At 60.4% G+C, this 17,699-nt stretch carries 12 protein-coding genes; 7 read left to right on the top strand and 5 right to left on the bottom strand.

Annotated elements, in window-relative coordinates; all coding sequences use genetic code 11:
* On the top strand, positions 1-270 hold a 270-nt coding region (locus IE083_RS06175), incomplete at its 5' end, for a hypothetical protein (protein WP_229799630.1).
* Positions 271-497: 227 nt separating this feature from the next.
* On the opposite strand, the gene IE083_RS06170 is transcribed toward IE083_RS06175, so the two are convergent.
* The 3 genes from IE083_RS06170 to IE083_RS06160 form a co-directional block, all read right to left on the bottom strand.
* Complete coding sequence (locus IE083_RS06170) at positions 498-3,026, bottom strand: amidohydrolase family protein (protein ID WP_189352749.1); 2,529 nt, start codon at positions 3,024-3,026, stop codon at positions 498-500.
* Positions 3,023-5,716 carry a hypothetical protein gene (locus IE083_RS06165; protein WP_189352748.1) on the bottom strand — a complete coding sequence of 898 codons (2,694 nt, stop codon included), beginning with the start codon at positions 5,714-5,716 and terminating at the stop codon, positions 3,023-3,025. Before IE083_RS06165 ends, IE083_RS06170 begins: the two co-directional genes overlap by 4 nt.
* Before the next feature lie 278 nt (positions 5,717-5,994).
* Positions 5,995-6,174 (bottom strand): DMT family protein, encoded by a 180-nt coding sequence (locus IE083_RS06160; RefSeq protein WP_189352747.1) that lies wholly within the window; start codon positions 6,172-6,174, stop codon positions 5,995-5,997.
* A gap of 267 nt (positions 6,175-6,441) precedes the next feature.
* Here IE083_RS06160 and putA point away from each other — a divergent pair, with 267 nt between their 5' ends.
* Together putA and IE083_RS06150 are read left to right on the top strand one after the other, a co-directional pair.
* On the top strand, positions 6,442-10,056 hold the full coding sequence (gene putA, locus IE083_RS06155; protein ID WP_189352746.1) for a trifunctional transcriptional regulator/proline dehydrogenase/L-glutamate gamma-semialdehyde dehydrogenase: 3,615 nt from the start codon (positions 6,442-6,444) through the stop codon (positions 10,054-10,056).
* A gap of 114 nt (positions 10,057-10,170) precedes the next feature.
* Positions 10,171-11,397, top strand: coding sequence for a branched-chain amino acid ABC transporter substrate-binding protein (locus IE083_RS06150; RefSeq protein WP_189352745.1), 1,227 nt, complete (start codon positions 10,171-10,173; stop codon positions 11,395-11,397).
* Between the two features lie 260 nt (positions 11,398-11,657).
* Here the strand turns inward: IE083_RS06150 and fabI are convergent, their stop codons facing one another.
* Positions 11,658-12,446, bottom strand: a complete 789-nt coding sequence (gene fabI, locus IE083_RS06145; RefSeq protein WP_189352744.1) for an enoyl-ACP reductase FabI — start codon at positions 12,444-12,446, stop codon at positions 11,658-11,660.
* Positions 12,447-12,630: 184 nt separating this feature from the next.
* Between fabI and trxA the strand changes: the two genes are divergently transcribed.
* From trxA to IE083_RS06125, 4 genes are all read left to right on the top strand, one after another.
* Positions 12,631-12,960 (top strand): thioredoxin TrxA, encoded by a 330-nt coding sequence (gene trxA / locus IE083_RS06140; RefSeq protein WP_047967082.1) that lies wholly within the window; start codon positions 12,631-12,633, stop codon positions 12,958-12,960.
* A 160-nt stretch (positions 12,961-13,120) separates the two neighbouring features.
* On the top strand, positions 13,121-14,377 hold the full coding sequence (rho, locus tag IE083_RS06135) for a transcription termination factor Rho (protein ID WP_189352743.1): 1,257 nt from the start codon (positions 13,121-13,123) through the stop codon (positions 14,375-14,377).
* A gap of 64 nt (positions 14,378-14,441) precedes the next feature.
* Positions 14,442-15,092 (top strand): trimeric intracellular cation channel family protein, encoded by a 651-nt coding sequence (locus IE083_RS06130; RefSeq protein ID WP_189352742.1) that lies wholly within the window; start codon positions 14,442-14,444, stop codon positions 15,090-15,092.
* Positions 15,092-15,697: a CoA pyrophosphatase gene (locus IE083_RS06125; RefSeq protein WP_189352741.1), complete on the top strand. Its 606-nt coding sequence runs from the start codon at positions 15,092-15,094 to the stop codon at positions 15,695-15,697. The genes IE083_RS06130 and IE083_RS06125 overlap by 1 nt, the downstream gene beginning before the upstream one ends.
* Positions 15,698-15,770: 73 nt before the next feature.
* On the opposite strand, the gene IE083_RS06120 is transcribed toward IE083_RS06125, so the two are convergent.
* Positions 15,771-17,489 (bottom strand): DEAD/DEAH box helicase, encoded by a 1,719-nt coding sequence (locus tag IE083_RS06120; RefSeq protein ID WP_189352740.1) that lies wholly within the window; start codon positions 17,487-17,489, stop codon positions 15,771-15,773.
* Positions 17,490-17,699: the final 210 nt, after the last annotated feature.

Below are 17,699 nucleotides of genomic sequence, written 5' to 3'. Positions count from 1 at the left end.
GCTTCGCCCCCAAAGCAACGACTAAGCTGTTTGGGAAGGTGGGCGGGCCGGACGCTTACGACCAATCGCGAGTCTCAAAAGATGTACCATGAACTTGGGGGCATTAATGATCTGGCGCGCATCGCCTCCTTTTCCATTCAAGTGATTGGGCAGTTTGGTAACACCGACGATCTTCAAAATTTGCGCAGTCTTTGCGACGATGAGGAGCTTGGTCGTGAGGCACTAGACGCGATCAAGAAAATCGAAGACCGCATCCGCTACCGGCAGTAGATGCGTCAGCAGGGACATCCATGCACAGCGGAAGCCGTCATGTATCTGGCGCTGCGTCTCTCGCCCCTGGAAGGCAATATTGCTATTGACAGCCGGTGTCGCTGCGTCGAAATGTATAACTGCTTCTAGCTATGTAGAGCAGGGTGGGTATGTGTCTTTGAAGGTAATGGCCATTTATCCTGACCAGCTAGAATAGCTGCCGCCGAGTGTCGCCGCAGTGCCCATAATCAAGCCAGTACGGGATGATGGAAGCGATAGATCCTGCCACGTTCGTTCAACACGCTCAGGCGGCCTAAGGCCTCCGCATCGCTTAATCCCGCTCGCCGTAGAGCACCATACAGCAGGTAGAACTCGGTTTCGAGGTCCCCTGCAAAGATCCCTGGGTCATCAGAGCCGAGGCATACCATGATTTCCGGATCGCCTTCTTCTACGAATCCTGGAATCCGCATCCAGCGCAGCGAGTGGTGCTCGTCAATATTGTAGTACTGACTGATCCGGACATTGCTTGATGGCAGAGTTTCGATGAGAACACCCCTATCAGCCACATGCCGCATGAGAGCTTGCTGCAGTCGGACGTAGGTTGGCGCATCCAGGAAAGAAGCTTCCTTGGAAATCAACTCGTCCGCGCGCTCCTGCACCGCTGTGTCGCTCAACCATGTCCAAAGCAGCGCGACGGTCTGGGGCTGGCTCTCACAGATTAACCGGACATGTGCAACCTCCTCGCGCCAGTGCTCGCTCCAGGGCTCGTGCAGTGATTCTTCGTCACCTGCCAAATGTCGCATCAGGTCCCGGCGGCTCAGGCCGCGAAGCTTCATCGCGCACTCCACGTCGCGCGCTGCCAACGAACGCCTGAAGACCTGGTAGGCGACTTCCTCCAGTTCACGCAGTAACCGATGTGCGCATTCCTGCATTGCAGGCACGTCTCGCAGCAGTTGCCATGCGGCTAGCACGCTCAGCATCCACTCGCCCCGGGATAGGGTTAACGTACTCGGCATGCGATCAAGCCACAGGCTTGGACGGATCCCCATGGCTGTGCCGTGCCCGATGCGGTCACCATCACGCAGATTCAGTAGGGTTAGTGCCTCCCATATGGTGGCGATCCCCGACAGCAGGTGGCGGAAGTCCTCGCCTCCGTGATAGGTGTGCCGAGTTAAGCCAGCTCGACGGCAGACGCGGAAGACCGGGGCAAACACGTCCGGTGGTGCATGAAGTTCGTTTGCGGCGGCATCGATTCCCCGCACCCAGGTCTGGAGTCGCGGCCATCGCGTCAGCACCGAGAGCAGCACACCTGTCGTCCGACGTAGCTGACTGTCGAGCGAATAGTGTCGAAATGGGCCCGCCTTGTACCTTTGAGAAGGGTCCCAGGGTTGCTTGATGAAATGCGCGACAAGCGTCAGGCGATGGATACTTCGGTGCCGGACGATAGGTCGCTCGAAATATCGGTCGAGTTCGACCAGCAACGCCGAGAGGGAGCGAGGAGACCTGCCGGGAGTATGTTCGGGTACTGATGTGTCGCGCAGATAGTTGAGGTAGCCGCCTAGGATGGCCTGGAAAAGCCGGCAGGCTTTTAGTGGGTTGTCCTTGGGTGCGAAGCGACCCTCCAGATATCCAACAGTGCTGGTCGCTGACCTGGGACCATGCATCGAGTGAAAGCGCGTTCGATAGTCCCGCTCCGCCGGCTCACGGAGTTCTGTCAGGGTAAACTTCTGGAACTGGTCAAAGCCGTACTGTGCCTCGCTCTGAACAAGCAGCCGATAATGCTCATTCATCAGCAGGAGATAGGCATGGAACATGCGGGTTAACTGTATGCTTGGCTGTTGCCGGAGCTTGGCAATGAGGCCCGCCATCCAGGTAAGTTCTTCCGTTACATCCGGCTCGTATCGCCACGACGGGGCCGTTTCCAGTAGACCAGTGGACCATTCGTCGTTACCCGCGCTGCACAAGCTCTGGCAGGACTCAGGCAATAGAACGTCCGGCGCGATCTGATCTTCAACCGCACCGATAAGCCACGCGCGAAGACGGTTCGCCGTCCGCAAATGCTGGTAGAAAACTTGCGGCGTCAGCTCGGAATTCGCCTGCCCGACCAGTTCACGAAGGTGGCCGGAGTGCTTGCCACGGGTCCACGCTTCGACAAACTCCCGAGCCTCCGTGTAAGGGTCGCGGATCGCTCTCAGCCAGCAAATCTCTGCATGTGTGCTGCCATTGAGGTGCAAGTGTGTTTCATGCAACCCTTCCCGTGCCACGTAGTCCGCGACTGGGGCAACCTCGGGACGGAGCATGGGTAGAATCTGACGTTGCCACGGGGCCACCTCGCGATCGGTCGGGACAGGCTGTAATCGTGTAGTGTTCACTAGGGCATAGTGCCCTATACCGAAGGATACATCCGCCATAGCCTGGATCGGAATCGAAGAGATCCGACTGGCCAAGCCCTGTTGCCAAGCACCTAAAAGATCACGACGGACACGCACCTCGCCATGCCGCAGTTCCAGGTACTCATCGACCAAGGCTTGCAGCGCTGTAAACAGGAAGCTTTGGTCAGGTCGCTGCTGTGATGCCAGAAATCGCCATGCTGAGTCGAACACATGATCCGGGAATCGTGCGGCCCATGGCTGGTAGGCGAGATAGGTCGGTTCTCGCAATTCGGCCCATCCCAACGGTGATGTGAAGGGTGCTGTCCAGGAGAGGCGTAGGACGCGGTGGTCTGACAGCAACAGGGCCGAAAGGAGAGAGCTGATGGAGGCGGCCTGCGCACTCATTCCTTGGGAGCCTCGTCAGCGTCGCTGGACGAAGTAGCTCTTCTGGATCCAGAGCTTTTCGGCTGAGCCCCCTTGATTCCATTGGTCGTGCCTTCCTTCTCGTCATCCATCGTACCTCCCGCCACGGAGATCTTCGCCATGAGCACACTGAGCTCCTTGGGGCACAACAGCTCAGTGATAACCTGCTTCTCTGTGTTATCGGGAAACAGAGGTGCCAGGACATCGGCGTAGTCCTTTTGTTCATCAAGCAGTCCTAAGATTAGCGGACACGTTCCCATAATGGACGTAAATGGAAAGTTAAGCCGCCCCAGTGGCATGGTCTTAAGCTTCTCGACAAACCAGGAGGCCGAAGTTCTGGGGTTGTTTCTGGCGAGGTCAAAGTTGTCAGTCGAGGCATCAGAAGAGTTCACTAGATGATGTTCCGCCTCCTCAACCATGAAAGCGTTGATGACGCACAGTGCGAATATCTCCATCACCTCGCTGAATTTTGAACGAGGTCTCAGCTCATCGGCGGCTTTCTGCAAGCTAAAGAAGAGTCGCGTCCATACTTTTCCGAGAAAGATGGAAGAAGGTGCGATCTTTTCTGCCAATTCAAGCGCACTCTGCCTCCATACTTGGATGGCGCTCCACAGCTTCTCTTGCTTAGTAAGTGTATTTTCCTCCTCGACAGCTAGGGTCTCGCTGCCATCCTCTGTTCCTTGTGAAGACCAAGGGGGGGCAGAAACGGTCAAGGACGGATAAGCTCGATAGAAAATCGTGCGAGCGTCTTGTTCTGAACCCGCGGACAGCAGCTTCTCGATGAGGCCGATGAGAATAAAGATGGATCCATATGTACGCGTGTTGGTAGCATTCGCAACAGAAACCATGCCTAGAGCGAAGACGGGCAGGCGCTTTATTGCAGTGTTTTTGAGGGCCATTGGGATCACAGCTTGAGCCGCGTGCTCAGAGCGGCGTCCCTTTCCTCGCAACCCCACAACACCCGGTAGCACAGCACGAGGCTTGGAATTGATGCTATAGGGCACCGCGATAACCGCAGTACAGCGTCGGGCCCAATCGAGGCTATCCTCCCTCCTGCCGATTCCCATGTACGACTTGAAGTGACGGATCTGGTCTTCTGAGGAGGCACTCATCAACCCCTGCTGGGCACGGGCTAGTCCGTAAAGTGAGACACTGCCGGGCCCTCGCAGAAGGTACCTAAGGGCCATGCCCGGCTGGCCTATACAGAACTTGGGCACCTGTGCAGCCAAGGCCGCAAAGCAGGCCTTGATGTCCTGATCTGCCGACATGGGTCGGAGATATGGCGCGGTGTCGATGTCACCGTCCAGCAGCGACAGGTCGAAGACAGCCTGAGTCAACTCAGGTAACTCCTGTGCGGCAATGGCGTCGGTGTCGACCGAGAATTTATAGAGGCTGGCGAGTGCCAAAGCTTGCAAGGACCGGCTGAGCTCAATAGTCAAATGGTACGATCCCGTTAGTAAACTCAAATCGATCGACGATGAGTTGCCCAAATACGGCGCACAGCTTGCTATGACCTGCAACACCGAGCGTAAGGGTTGCTTGAGCAAGAACTCAGCGTAGATCTCGACATCAGAGCTAGTCTTGACGCGCAAGCCACGCTTCACGATTGCATCAACGACGTCCCTGACCGGCAGGGTGGTAGAGTCCCACTCAGGATGAGTCACACGACAATCCGCGCGAAGCATCACGCTCCATAGCGGCTGCAGTTGCATACGCCGTCGGATCGGGAAGAGCTTGAGTAGGTACTGATCTTCCAGGTGGTCAATCATGCGTAGATACTGGGCTGACCGATCCCCTTTCGTTGAACGGCGTTGAAGCTCCAGGGCCGCCTCTCGCTTGCCAGCGACCGTCTGTGCGAAGTGTTGGCGCACGAGCAACGAGTAGAGTTCTAGGTCACCTGTCACTAGAACCATTACGAGAGGAGAGTCCAAGTATTTCCGGACGCATTCCAACAGACTGACCGCATGGGTTGAATCTGTGTCGGCATCGTCGAAGGCTAGCATGAGCGCGCGCACGCCAAGAATGCGGCAGGCAGTGGAGAACAGACGGTGCAGCTTTGTACGCAAGCTCGTACTGTCACTGGCACGTTCCAAGCCCCATTCGAGGAACAGATCCGGGTCAAGATCGTTAAGCGGGTGGTAGTCCTTGGCGAACAGGCTCAGGCCCCCAGCGACTCCCCTGAAAGCGCGGCGCCATTCATTTCGAAGTAGCTCATCTTGCGCTCGGAGCTGAATTTTGAGAGCGTCGTCAACTCGCTTGCGAAGCTGCTGCAGGATCACAAGCAGAATGATCTCGCTGCGCTCGATGCGACTGGGGTCGATCAGATCGATGAAGGCCAGATGGCTGTTCACCCTCGCGTCGCCTTCGAGGGCGACTTTTACCGAGCTCAAAAATGTCGACTTGCCTGCGCCCCGTGTCCCATCCAGAAACTGGGTCCAGCCGCTGCCGGCAGGGTGATCGTACAGCGAGGTTGATTCAGCGGTAACTAAGGGGTCGTCGAGGTGTTTGATGATCTGATCGCGCAGACGCTCATAGCGCTCACTGTGGACGAGTTGGTCGATCGACAGCGCTTTAGCACTGTCCCCTTGTTCAAGGCGAATGAGTACTTCAGAGGATGTCGCTGTTTCAGGTGTTGGCTGTATCAAGTGAGTATCTCCCGAGGTTTCGATCATGGGAGCCACCCCGAACTTTCTCGACAGGCAGGCGCACCAGTGGACTGTACCGAGTCTGGCGAGTATCCCAAATATATAATTTTAACATGGGAAAATGTTCATGGTCTGTCTTTTCCCCTCGCAAGACCTGGCAGGTATCAGAGTGCAGCTGATATTTACCTGACTCTACGTGGCCATAAAATGGACAGAGTGGGCTAAATTTTTCCATCAGTCCACGAAGCTTGATGGACAGGCAGAAATTGTTATGTATTTGATTTTTCGAAAAGTAGTTCAGTCCATTAATGCCGGACTTGGGTGTGGCTCGGGTATTCGCACAGCGCGATGCCCCAGCTGAGGAAGGCCGCCAGATACCATGGCTTGGCGGCCATGTCGCGCAAGTGCGCGTACCAGGCGAAGGTCATGAAGATATTGGACAGGATCAGCAGCAGCGGTGACAGCAGGTAGGGCGACAGGGCCATGACGGTTTTGCGGTGTAAATGCGGGGCCGTGATTGTCGCAGTTTTGGCGGCGGCGGACGAGGCCGGCCCTCTTGCCATGGATGCACGATGGCGGGGAGGGTGGTGTTGCGTCGCTGTTGCGGTCGCGGAACGGTGGTCTATATTTTTGTTGCGTTTCGATCGCAGGTGAAAACGTTGTTGCGTTATATTTTATATTGTCCAACAAGTTGATTTTAGATTGTATACAATAGGCAAGTTGGCAAATAAAATCGATAGAGGTGAGTTCTCATGCAGTTTCAGGCATTCGCGCGCAAACAAACCGCACTCCGTGACGCCATTACGGCAGCCTATCGCCGTGACGAGCAGTCTTGTGTCCAGACACTGGCCGCCGAGGCGCAGATGTCGTCCGAGCAGGTGACATCGGTCAAGACCCTGGCCGCCAAGCTGGTGTCGAAAGTGCGCAGCGAGCGCACCAAGTCCAGCGGTGTCGACGCGCTGATGCACGAGTTCTCTCTCTCCAGCCAGGAAGGCGTGGCACTAATGTGCCTGGCCGAAGCGCTGCTGCGCATCCCGGACCGCGTTACCGCCGATCGCCTGATTCGCGACAAGATTTCCGGCGGCGACTGGAAGTCCCATCTGGGCAACAGTTCCTCGCTGTTCGTCAATGCCGCTGCCTGGGGCCTGCTGGTCACCGGCAAGCTGGTGTCGTCGCACAGTGCGCACGGCCTGTCTTCGGCCCTGACCCGCCTGATCGCCAAGGGCGGCGAGCCGCTGATCCGCAAGGGTGTCGATCTGGCGATGCGCATGCTGGGCAAGCAGTTCGTGACCGGCGAAACCATCGACGAGGCACTGGTCAACGGCCGCGAACGCGAAGCCCGTGGCTACCGCTTCAGTTACGACATGCTGGGCGAGGCGGCGATGACCGAGGCCGACGCACAGCGCTACCTGCGTGACTACGAAGTCGCCATCCACGCCATCGGCAAGGAATCCAACGGCCGCGGCATTTACCGGGGCCCCGGCATCTCGGTAAAGCTGTCGGCGATCCACCCGCGTTACGCGCGCATGAAGCACGAGCGGATGATGGCGGAGCTGCTGCCACGTCTGAAGCAGCTGTTCCTGCTGGCCAAGCAGTACGACATCGGCCTTAACATCGACGCCGAAGAAGCCGATCGTCTGGAGATATCGCTCGACTTGATCGAAGCGCTGGCCAATGATCCGGATCTGGACGGCTTCGAAGGTATCGGCATCGTGGTGCAGGCTTACCAGAAGCGCTGCCCGTACGTGATCGACTACCTGATCGACCTCGCCCGCCGCAGCAAGCATCGTTTCATGGTGCGGCTGGTGAAGGGCGCCTACTGGGATGCCGAGATCAAGCGCGCCCAGGTCGACGGCCTCGACGGCTACCCGGTGTACACCCGCAAGGTCTACACCGACGTGTCCTACCTCGCCTGCGCCAAGCGCTTGCTGGCGGCACAGGATGCGATCTACCCGCAGTTCGCCTCGCACAACGCCTACACCCTGTCTGCCGTGTACCACCTTGCCGCTGGCAAGGACTACGAATTCCAGTGCCTGCACGGCATGGGCGAGAGCCTGTACGACCAGGTGGTCGGTGCCGATAACCTCGACAAGCCGTGCCGCATCTACGCACCGGTCGGTTCGCACGAAACCCTGCTCGCCTATCTGGTGCGCCGCCTGCTGGAGAACGGGGCCAACTCCTCGTTCGTGAACCGCATCGTTGACGAGAGCGTGTCCATCGACGAGCTGGTGGAAGATCCGGTCGCCGAAGCACTGCGTCAGGGCGGCGAGCCGCATCGCAAGATCACCCTGCCGCGTACCCTGTACGGTGCCGAACGTCTCAACTCGCTGGGCATGGACCTGTCCAACGAACATGTGCTGCAGCAGCTGAACGAGGCGCTGAATGCCGGCGCTGCGCAGAGCCTGCACCTGAAGCCGATGTTGGCCGCAGGCCCGCTGAGCGAAGGCGTGGCACAGAACGTGCTGAACCCGGCCAACCTGCAGGACGTGGTCGGCACCATCCAGGAAGCCAGTGCCGCCGATGTCGAGCTGGCCTTGCAGCAGGCAGTGCTGGCTGCGCCGCAATGGGCCGCCACCGCGCCGGCAGAGCGTGCTGCCTGCCTGGAACGCATGGCCGACCTGATGGAACAGTACATGGCCACCCTGATGGGACTGGCCGTGCGCGAGGCGGGCAAGACCTTTGCCAACGCCATCGCCGAAGTGCGCGAGGCGGTCGATTTCTGCCGTTACTACGCGGCACAGGTGCGTCGCGAATTCGACAACCAGACCCACCCGGCGCTGGGCCCGGTGGTGTGCATCAGCCCGTGGAACTTCCCGCTGGCGATCTTCATCGGCGAAGTGGTGGCCTCGCTGGCCGCCGGTAACGTGGTGCTGGCCAAGCCGGCCGAGCAGACCGCGCTGATCGCCGGCTTTGCCGTGCAACTGCTGCACCAGGCCGGCGTGCCGGCTGGTGCGCTGCAGTTCCTGCCGGGCCGTGGCGAAGTGGTCGGTGCCGCGCTGACCCGCGACGAGCGCGTCAAGGGCGTGATCTTTACCGGCTCCACCGAGGTGGCGCAGCTGATCAACCGTACCCTGGCCAAGCGCAGCGGCGAAGTGCCGCTGGTAGCCGAAACCGGCGGCCAGAATGCGATGATCGTCGATAGCTCGGCACTGCCGGAGCAGGTGGTGGCCGACGTGATGTCGTCCGCTTTCGATTCCGCCGGCCAGCGCTGCTCGGCGCTGCGCGTGCTGTACCTGCAACAGGACATCGCCGACAAGGTCATTACCATGATCAAGGGCGCGATGGACGAGCTGCGTGTCGGCAACCCGGCGCTGCTGGAAACCGACATCGGCCCGGTGATCGACGCCGAGGCGCAGCAGGGACTGCTGCGTCACATCGACAGCATGAAAACCAAGGCGCGCGACTGCTACCAGGCGCGGCTGACGCCGGAGTGTGCCGACGGCACCTTCGTGGCGCCAACCCTGTTCGAGATCGACAGCGTCAGCCTGCTGCTGCGCGAGGTGTTCGGCCCGGTGCTGCACGTGATCCGCTTCTCGGCGCAGGATATCGACCGCGTGGTGGATGAAATCAATGCCACCGGCTACGGCCTGACCCACGGTATCCACAGCCGTATCGACGAATCCATCGACAACATCGTTGCCCGCATCAAGGTCGGCAACGTCTACGTCAACCGCAACATCGTCGGCGCCGTGGTCGGCGTGCAGCCGTTCGGTGGCGAAGGCAAGTCCGGTACCGGTCCGAAGGCCGGCGGCCCGTTCTATGTCTACCGCCTCAGCGGCGCCAGCTGGAATCCGGAACTGGCGGCCAACCCGGTAGTGCCGGCGCTGTCTGAGCTGGACCGCCTGCAGGGTGTGCTGGCGCAATTGCTGCCGGATGCCACCGCCCAGACCCGTCTGCGTGAAGCCATCGCCTATGCCCGCCGCCACACACCGCTGGCGAACATGGTGACGCTGCCCGGCCCGACCGGCGAGCGCAACAGCCTGCACTTCGCTGCCCGCGGCCGCGTCGGCTGCCTGGCGTTGACGCTGGAAGGCCTGCTGCAGCAACTGGTGGCGGTGTTTGCCACCGGCAACAGCGCGGTGCTGCTGGACGGCGCGCTGACCGCTGCCTTGCCGGCGACGCTGGCCGGCTTCTTCGTGGCCAAGGGCGGCGATGTCACCAGCGCCGACGTGACCGCCGTGCTGTACGAGGGCGATGCCGCCGACCGCCTGCGTCAGACCCTGGCCCAGCGCGACGGTGCGCTGATTCCGCTGCTGACTGCGGATGAGGAGGGCTACAACCTGCACCGCCTGGTCGTAGAGCGTGCAGTGAGCGTAAACACCACAGCCGCGGGCGGTAATGCCAGCCTGATGAGCATTGGTGATTAATCAGACTTGCCTGAGGTTGGCCGCATTGGAATAATGCGGCCAACCTTGGCATTTTGCCTTGGAGCGGCACAATCGTTCCGATGTCTTTCCCTGACATAACTAGAGAAGAGAAACATGCAACTGACCAAAATGACCCGTCTTTCCCTCGCGGTTGCTGCCGCACTGACTTTGGCTGCCTGCGGCAACAAAGAAGAAGCCCCGGCCGACGCTTCCGCCGCTCAATCCGGCGCCGCTGCCGGCGAAGTCGTGAAGCTCGGCTTTGCCGCGCCACTGACCGGCCCGCAGTCGCACTACGGTGAAGAGTACAAAAACGGCGTGACTCTGGCGATCGAAGATGCCAACGCCGAGAAGCCAACCATCGGCGGCAAGCCGGTGACCTTCGAACTGGTAGCGGAAGACGACCAGGCCGACCCGAAAACTGCGACCCAACTGGCGCAGAAATTCGTCGACAACCAGGTAAGCGGCATTGTTGGTCACTTCAACTCCGGCACCTCGATCCCGGCTTCGAAGATCTACTCCGACGCAGGCCTGCCACAAGTGGCCATGGCGACTGCCCCGGCTTTCACCCAGCAAGGTTACAAGACCACTTTCCGCTCCATGACTTCCGACACCCAGCAGGGTTCGGTCATGGGCAAGTTCGTGGTTGAGAAGCTGGCTGCCAAGAAGATCGTCATCGTTGACGACCGTACCGCTTACGGCCAGGGTCTGGCTGACGAATTCGAAAAGGCTGTCAAGGCGGCCGGTGGCGAAGTGGTGAAGCGCGAATTCACCAACGACAAGGCAACCGACTTTGCCGCCATCATCACCTCGATCAAGGGCACCGCACCTGACGTGGTGTTCTTCGGCGGCGCCGATGCGCAGTCCGCCCCGATGGCCAAGCAGATGAAGCGTCTGGGCCTGAAGGCACCGCTGGTATCCGGCGAAATGACCAAGACCCCGACCTTCCTGAAGCTGGCTGGCAAGGAAGCCGAAGGCACCATCGCCTCGCTGGCCGGCCTGCCGCTGGAAAAAATGCCTAAAGGCGGCGACTACGCTACCCGTTACAAGGCTCGCTTCAACGCTGACGTGGCAACCTACTCGCCATACGGCTACGACGCGACCCGCGTGATCATCGCGGCGATGAAAGAAGCGGATTCGACCAAGCCGGCTGACTACCTGCCGAAACTGGCCGCGATCAACTACTCCGGCGTGACTTCCGCTACCTGGTCTTACGACCAGAGCGGCGACCTGAAAGACGGTGGCATCACCGTGTACAAGGTTGAAGGCGGCGAGTGGAAAGTAATGGAAACCGTGGGTGGTGCCGGTGCTGCCGCTGCACCTGCTGCTTCCGCTGCCCAGTAAGTCTTTGGCTGGCAGGACAAAAAACCGGCACAGGTTTCTGTGCCGGTTTTTTTACGACTGCAGTCATGGAGCGGGCGGGCAGGTAGCAGCTACCGCCGGGATATGTTGGGCGATGCAGCCAATACGGGCGCGGTTTGCGTCTTGTCCGGTAATCAGTGAGGCAAGCCGGATGCAACAAGAGGCATCACTACCCGGGTAGTCGATGCCTCCTGTATTTTACTGGCATTCTTGCAGGGTATGCCGCCCTGCAGCGCGAGAGCTTACGCGTCCTGCACGTTCATCGAGTTGATGCTGAAACCGCCGTCAACATAGGTGATTTCACCGGTAATGCCTGATGCCAGGCCGGACAACAGGAAGGCGGCGGTGTTGCCTACTTCTTCGGTGGTCACGTTACGGCGCAGGCAGGACTGGTTGGCCGCAATGGACAGCAGCTTGCCGAAACCGGAGATGCCGGCTGCCGCCAGCGTCTTGATCGGGCCGGCGGAAATGCCGTTTACACGGATGCCGTCCTTGCCCAGGCTGGCGGCCATGAAGCGCACTGATGCCTCGAGGCTGGCCTTGGCCAGGCCCATCACGTTGTAGTTCGGGATCGCGCGCACCGCGCCGAGGTAGGACAGGGTCAGCAGCGCACCGTTGCGGCCTTGCATCATCGGCCGGGCCGCCTTGGCCAGTGCCGGGAAGCTGTAGGCCGACACGTCGTGTGCGGTCTGGAACGCTTCGCGGGACAGTGCATCGAGAAAGTCGCCTTCCAGTGACTCGCGCGGGGCAAATGCAATAGCGTGCACCAGGCCGTCGAGGCCGTCCCATTCCTTGCCAAGGTCAGCAAACAGCTGTTCGATTTCCTGATCGTTCTGTACGTCGCAGCGGAATACCTGCGTGCTGCCGAAGTCGGCGGCCATTTCGCGGACGCGGTCCTCCAGTTTGTCAACGACATAAGTGAACGCCAGTTCTGCGCCTTCCCGATGACAGGCCTGTGCGATGCCGTAGGCAATCGACCGATTAGAAATCATGCCGGTAATCAGGATCTTTTTACCCTGCAAGAAACCCATGTTGAATCCTTCGTTATTTTCAAGCAAGTGCGCATTATAACCGCCTATTGTCCGACAGTGTTTGTTCTCTGGCTGTTGGCATGTGCCGTGTGTTGAAACAGCCCTTGTCAAGGCTTGCTGCCCGTGCCGGGTATTGCTACCATCGTCCATCAAACCTGAAATGACAGACTTCGAGAGGAAGACGATGAGCGACCTGATCCTGCATGTGACTGATGATTCTTTCGAACAAGAAGTACTTAAGTCCGAGCAGCCGGTACTGGTGGATTACTGGGCCGAGTGGTGTGGCCCTTGCAAAATGATTGCACCGATCCTGGATGATGTTGCCAAGGAATATCAGGGCCGTCTGACCGTTGCCAAGCTGAACATCGACCAGAACGAAGCCACTCCGCCGAAGTTCGGCATTCGCGGCATTCCGACGCTGATGCTGTTCAAGGGTGGTGAAGTGGCTGCAACCAAGGTCGGCGCGTTGTCCAAAACGCAACTGGTTGAATTCCTGAACAATAACCTGGCCTGATTGATTTGACACGCCTGTACTGATCGGCTATCTTCCGGCCATATCTTCACAATCGAGCGAGCGACCTGACGTGGTCGCTCGATTCTCATCCGGTTTTCCCTGTATTCATTAGCAGCACGTCCCGTTTTTTGTCCCGCTACCGGTCGACACCATACATACCATGCATTTATCCGATCTAAAGCATCAGCACGTCAGCGAACTCGTAGAAATGGCCATCGCCAACGAGATCGACGGTGCCAACCGCCTGCGCAAGCAGGATCTCATCTTTGCCATCCTGAAACATCAGGCCAAAAAAGGCGAAAGCATTTTTGGTGAGGGCACCCTGGAAGTGCTGCCCGACGGGTTCGGCTTTCTGCGCAGCCCGGAAGCATCCTACCTGGCCGGCCCTGACGATATCTACGTCAGCCCGTCGCAGATCCGCCGTTTCAACCTGCATACCGGCGACACCATCGAAGGCGAGATCCGTACCCCGAAAGAGGGCGAGCGGTACTTTGCACTGGTCAAGGTCGACAAGGTCAATGGTGGACCGCCGGAGGCGACCAAGCACAAGATCCTGTTTGAAAACCTGACGCCGCTGTTCCCGACCGAACGTCTGGTGCTGGAGCGCGACATCAAGGCCGAAGAGAACATCACCAGCCGCATCATCGACCTGATCGCGCCGATCGGCAAAGGCCAGCGCGCCTTGCTGGTGGCGCCGCCCAAGTCGGGCAAGACGGTGATGCTGACCCACATCGCGCACGCGATCACCACCAACCATCCGGAAGTGGAAATGATCGTGCTGCTGATCGACGAGCGTCCGGAAGAAGTGACCGAGATGCAGCGTTCGGTGAAGGGCGAAGTGGTGTCCTCGACCTTCGACGAACCGGCCACCCGTCACGTGCAGGTTGCCGAGATGGTGATCGAGAAAGCCAAGCGTCTGGTTGAGCACAAGAAGGACGTGGTGATCCTGCTGGACTCCATCACCCGTCTGGCCCGCGCCTACAACACCGTGATCCCGTCCTCCGGCAAGGTGCTGACCGGTGGTGTCGACGCCAACGCACTGCAGCGTCCGAAGCGTTTCTTCGGTGCGGCGCGTAATATCGAGGAAGGCGGCTCGCTGACCATCATCGCCACCGCGCTGGTGGATACCGGTTCGCGCATGGACGACGTGATCTTCGAGGAATTCAAGGGCACCGGTAACATGGAATTGCACCTCGACCGCCGCATGGCAGAGAAGCGCACCTTCCCGGCGATCAATATCAACCGCTCCGGCACCCGCCGCGAAGAATTGCTGATCCAGCAGGACCAGCTGCAGCGCATCTGGGTGCTGCGCAAGCTGCTGTACCCGATGGACGATCTGGAGGCGATGGAGTTCTTGCTGGGCAAGATCAAGGCCACCAAGACCAACCTGGCTTTCTTTGATTCGATGCGTCGCTAAGACGCCAGGCATGACTGTTCAAACGCCAGGTTTGCCTGGCGTTTTTCTTTGCAGAAGCGAAATAATGAACTGGATGGATTTACTGCTGGATCTGGACGGCTACTCGATCATCGGCACGGTGGCGTTTGCGGTCTCCGGCTACCTGCTGGGCGTGCGCAAGCACCTCGACCTGCTGGGCGTGGTGATCGTCACGCTGCTGACCGCGATCGGCGGCGGCATCATCCGCGACATGCTGGTTGGCCGTATGCCGATGGTGTTCCTCGACAACACCAACCTGGTGGTGATCGCGCTGACCGTGCTGCTGGCGTGGCTGGTGCGACTGCACAAGCGCGAGAACGAGGTGCTGACCACGCTGTTCATCATCGCCGACTCCATCGGTCTGGTGGCATTCAGCCTGGCCGGCGCCAAGCTGGGGGTGGAGTTCCATCTCAATGCCTTCGGCGTGATCCTGCTCGGCTTTGTGACCGCGGTCGGCGGCGGCATCGTGCGCGACATGATGGTCAACGACGTGCCGTTCATCCTGCACAAGGATTTTTACGGCACGGTGTCGATTGTGGCGGCGGCGCTGCTGTTCGTGCTCAGCCGCTTCGGCTGGGATCATCTGCTGGCGGTGCAGCTGGTATTCGTCGCCGGCGTGGCGCTGCGCCTGCTGGCGCACTGGGGCGAGCTGTCGCTGCCCAAGCTGGCGGCACAGCGGAAAGGACGGGATAACTGATGTGGCCTGCTGAATTCGAGCGTGCCCACGCCTGGTTTGCCGCGGCACTGGCGCAGATGCCGGCGGCGGCGGATGACGAGGGGCTGTTGCCACGGCCGCAGGCGCGCAGCCAGGCGGCGGTATTGCTGGCCATCGTCTGGCAGCAGGACGGGCCCAGCGTATTGCTGACACGGCGCACCGCCCATCTGCGCAGCCATGGCGGCCAGATCAGCCTGCCCGGTGGCAAGCTGGAGCCGCAGGATGCGGACGCGGCCAGCGCCGCCTTGCGCGAGGCGGAGGAGGAGGTCGGTCTGCCGCCGGCGCTGGTGCAGCTGGCTGGGGTGATGCCGCCCTACGTCACCATCACCGGTTACGAGGTGACGCCGGTACTGGGCCTGCTGGCGCAACCGTTCCAGCCGGTGCCGGCGCCGGACGAGGTCGACGAGGTGTTCTTCGTGCCGCTGGCGCACCTGATGGATGTCGCCGCCTACCAGCGCCATGCGGTGCAGCGCGACGGCTTCAGCGGTCACTACTACGCGATCAGTTACGGCGACTACTTCATCTGGGGCGCCACGGCGGCGATGTTGCGGCGGCTGGCGTTGCACCTGGCGGCGTGGTCGCGCTGAGGTTCTCGACCGTCGCGAAACGAAAAAAACCACCGCATTGCGGTGGTTTTCTGTTTGCGGCCAACCTTGGCGCTTAGCGCTTTGGCGGGCTGAACAGCGCCGATGTCTGGCGCGGCTTGCCGCTGCCGCCCTGGCGTGGCTTGCCGCCACCACCGGCCGGTTTGCCACTGCCGCCGTTGCGCGGCTGGCCGCCTGCCGGCTTGCGCAGCGGGGCATCCTCGGTCGGCGAAATGCCCAGTGCGTGCAGCGTCAGCGTAGGCTGGCGCGGGCCGTCGTCGTGGAAGTAGTTGCCGTTCGGCTCTTGCTGCGGATTGCGCTTGGGCGCGTTATTGCGCGACTCGTTGCGACGCGGCTCGGCCTGTGGCTGGCGCGGTTTGCCGGCTGCCGGCTTGGCGCTGCCGTTGGCCGCGGCGGGCTTGCCATTGCTGCGTGCGGCGGCAGGGCGGGCGGCGTCATCACGCGGCTCGTTGCGACGGCCATTGCTGTCGCCCTGGCGCGGCTTGGCTTGTGCTGCCGGCTGGCGGCGCTGGTTGCTGCCAGTGCTGCCTTCGCGACGCTTGCTGCTGCCTTTCGGCGGTGTGGCGGTCGGGGTCAGCGCGCCGTGGATGTAGCGGCCGAGGCCGATCTCGATGGCCTGCGGCGTTTCGTTAGGGTTGGCCTCGAAGCCGGGCACGGTGAAACGGTCCACGGTCTGCTTGGTCAGCTTTTCGATGTCGCGCAGGAAGCCCAGCTCGTCCACGCAAACCAGCGAGATCGCCTCGCCGACGCAGCCGGCACGGCCGGTACGGCCGATGCGGTGCACGTAGTCTTCCGGCACGTTCGGCAGCTCGTAGTTGACCACGTGCGGCAGTTCTTCGATGTCCAGGCCGCGGGCGGCGATGTCGGTGGCAACCAGGACCGGCAGGCTGCCGTCCTTGAAGCCGGCCAGCGCCTTGGTGCGCGCGCCCTGGCTCTTGTTGCCGTGGATCGCCATCGAGGCGATGCCGGCTTTTTCCAGTTTTTCCGCCAGGCGGTTGGCGCCGTGCTTGGTGCGGGTGAACACCAGTACCTGGTGCCAGTCACCGCCCTTGATCATCTCGATCAGCAGCTCGGTCTTGCGGTCGCGGTCGACCAGATGCACTTTCTGGGTGATCTGGGCGTTGGTCTGGTTCGGGCGTGCCACTTCCACCAGCTTCGGCTGGTTCAGCAGCTTGTCGGCCAGGGTCTTGATCTCGCTGGAGAAGGTGGCCGAGAACAGCAGCGTCTGGCGTTCCTTCGGCAGCATCGCCAGCACTTTCTTGATGTCGTGGATGAAGCCCATGTCCAGCATGCGGTCGGCTTCGTCCAGCACCAGGATCTCGACGCCGGACAGGTCGACGGTCTTCTGGCCGGCGTGGTCCAGCAGGCGGCCCGGTGTCGCCACCAGGATGTCGACCGGCTTCTTCAGCTGGGCGATCTGCGGATTGATGCCGACACCGCCGAACATCACCATCGATTTCAGCGGCAGGTATTTGCCGTACTCGCGTACGGATTCTTCTACCTGGGCGGCCAGTTCGCGGGTCGGGGTCAGCACCAGTGCGCGCGGACGGCCTTTCTGCTTGGACGGCTGGTCCATCAGGCGGTGCAGCAGCGGCAGGGTGAAGCCGGCGGTTTTACCGGTACCGGTCTGCGCGGCGGCCAGCAGGTCGCCGCCTTGCAAGACTTGAGGAATGGCCTGCGCCTGGATAGGGGTAGGCTGGGTGTAGCCGGTATCGGCTACGGCACGCAACAGTGGCTCGGCAAGGCCCAGGGCGGCAAAAGTCAGTTCGGACATTTATTGTGCAATCAGGATGTCTGCCCATTGCAAAGACAATACCAATCCGGGCGGACAAAAATAGTGTTTTCAATGGAGGACCCGGCGGGAGAGTGCGGGTCTGAAGAAAAGGTCGCGGTGATTGGTGGCACGCGATTCGCTAGTGTACTCCGATTGCCGCCGTTGTGCAGCGAATCATTGACAATAAATTGCCGGTATGCAGTTTGGGTG

Source organism: Vogesella fluminis, from assembly GCF_014652335.1.
GTDB classification, from domain to species: domain Bacteria; phylum Pseudomonadota; class Gammaproteobacteria; order Burkholderiales; family Chromobacteriaceae; genus Vogesella; species Vogesella fluminis.
This window is presented reverse-complemented; position numbering and strand designations above follow the sequence as displayed.

Bases quoted from the DNA above. Each gene is read 5' to 3' on its own strand.
- IE083_RS06125 (WP_189352741.1), top strand. From the start codon at position 15,092: ATGTGGCCTGCTGAATTCGAGCGTGCCCACGCCTGGTTTGCCGCGGCA.
- IE083_RS06165 (WP_189352748.1), bottom strand. From the start codon at position 5,716: ATGATCGAAACCTCGGGAGATACTCACTTGATACAGCCAACACCTGAA.
- IE083_RS06170 (WP_189352749.1), bottom strand. From the start codon at position 3,026: ATGAGTGCGCAGGCCGCCTCCATCAGCTCTCTCCTTTCGGCCCTGTTG.
- putA (WP_189352746.1), top strand. From the start codon at position 6,442: ATGCAGTTTCAGGCATTCGCGCGCAAACAAACCGCACTCCGTGACGCC.
- IE083_RS06130 (WP_189352742.1), top strand. From the start codon at position 14,442: ATGAACTGGATGGATTTACTGCTGGATCTGGACGGCTACTCGATCATC.
- fabI (WP_189352744.1), bottom strand. From the start codon at position 12,446: ATGGGTTTCTTGCAGGGTAAAAAGATCCTGATTACCGGCATGATTTCT.
- IE083_RS06160 (WP_189352747.1), bottom strand. From the start codon at position 6,174: ATGGCCCTGTCGCCCTACCTGCTGTCACCGCTGCTGCTGATCCTGTCC.
- trxA (WP_047967082.1), top strand. From the start codon at position 12,631: ATGAGCGACCTGATCCTGCATGTGACTGATGATTCTTTCGAACAAGAA.
- IE083_RS06150 (WP_189352745.1), top strand. From the start codon at position 10,171: ATGCAACTGACCAAAATGACCCGTCTTTCCCTCGCGGTTGCTGCCGCA.
- IE083_RS06120 (WP_189352740.1), bottom strand. From the start codon at position 17,489: ATGTCCGAACTGACTTTTGCCGCCCTGGGCCTTGCCGAGCCACTGTTG.
- rho (WP_189352743.1), top strand. From the start codon at position 13,121: ATGCATTTATCCGATCTAAAGCATCAGCACGTCAGCGAACTCGTAGAA.